General features: G+C 43.4%; 1 protein-coding gene and 1 pseudogene. Both read left to right on the top strand.

Going from position 1 to position 1,569, the window contains the following annotated elements; genetic code table 11:
* A partial coding sequence (locus EDC17_RS16720) for a reverse transcriptase domain-containing protein (RefSeq protein WP_132779367.1) occupies nt 1-728 on the top strand: 728 nt, incomplete at its 5' end.
* A 507-nt stretch (nt 729-1,235) separates the two neighbouring features.
* Nucleotides 1,236-1,569: pseudogene (locus tag EDC17_RS16715) on the top strand (group II intron reverse transcriptase/maturase); the annotation flags it as partial.

Raw genomic sequence — 1,569 nt, 5'->3', positions numbered from 1 at the left:
ACCTCACAGACACAAACACACGAGTAGATGAACTGTTAGAACAACTTCTTGACCGTCAGAACCTAAATGCTGCCTACCTCCAAGTGGTCGGTAATCGTGGTGCTTGCGGTATCGATAAGATGGGCGTCGAATCCCTTGTGGATTATCTTAGAGAGCATAATGAGAAACTTTTAACATCCATCACGCAAGGGAATTATTCTCCTGCTGCAGTAAGACGTGTTGAAATTCCTAAAGACAATGGGTCAAAACGCCTTCTAGGCATCCCAACGGTAGTTGACCGGCTCATCCAACAGGGTATCAGTCAAATCCTGACGCCGATTTACGAACCTGAATTCAGTGACCACAGCTATGGTTTTCGTCCGGGTCGCAACGCTCACCAAGCGCTTATCAAATGCAGATCCTACATTCAAAAAGGCTACAAGTATGCTGTAGATATGGACCTAGAGAAGTTCTTCGATAGGGTTAATCACAGTAAACTGATTGAGTTACTGTCTAGGAAGATTAAAGACGGAAGATTGATTTGGCTGATTCATAAATACTTGAGAGCAGGTGTAGAAATAAACGGAAGGACTATAGTAACTACAGAAGGTGTACCTCAAGGAGGCCCACTAAGCCCACTTTTGAGCAATATTATGCTTGATGAACTGGACAAAGAACTGGAATCTCGAGGACACAAATTTGTACGTTACGCTGATGATTGTGCGCCAAGAATGAAAACAGTCCGTTAAGATTGATTTCAATGCTATGATTATGATGGAGGAAGGCCCTCCGAGATGGGTTTGCAGGAACTGGTTTCAAATCGTCGTATGCTGCTACATTAAAGAGGTGTGGTAGTGAGCGATACGGAAAAGGCAAGTTAAACTGTCAGATAACTATACAGAAGATGACCGCAAGGGAATCACTGATGACATGTCGAAAGCGTAGGAATGATGTCAAAACCGGGGGGAAGTCGTTAACCCGGGATAAGTTTGAAGGTTACCTGTTTACTGATCAAACGGCATCCGGCACAAAGGTGACATGATCTGTATAGAGGCGTAATTATGGAACTTGGGAACCTGTCGTCTGTTGTTAAGGGAGATGACCAAGCAGCGGTCCTGCAAGGTTAAGAGTACCGATACAGTCACAGGGGCGGAGTGTTCCGTATTAGTTATTAAGGATGCTGTAATGGTATCTGAGCGAAGGGGATACATTATTCAGCTAATTGAATTAGTCAACTAAGATATTAGGAGGAACCAATGCAAGAAGCAAAGTCATTTAAAATTCCAAAACGACTCATACTGGAAGGGTATGAGAAGGTTAAGTCAAATCAGGGAGCTGCAGGAGTAGACCAAGTTACTATAGCCGATTTTGACAAAAGTTTAAAGTCAAATCTGTACAAGCTATGGAATCGAATGTCCTCAGGGAGTTACCATCCTATGTCCGTTCGTTTGGTAGAAATACCAAAATCAGGAGGTGGTACCCGTCACTTAGGTATTCCTTCTGTCATCGATCGGATCGCGCAAATGTCGGCAGTTCTAGTTTTACAGCCCAAATTAGATCCTATATTTCACGAGGACTCCTATGGATATC

It is taken from the genome of Sphingobacterium alimentarium (genome assembly GCF_004342685.1).
Classification (GTDB): Bacteria; Bacteroidota; Bacteroidia; order Sphingobacteriales; family Sphingobacteriaceae; genus Sphingobacterium; species Sphingobacterium alimentarium.
This window is presented reverse-complemented; position numbering and strand designations above follow the sequence as displayed.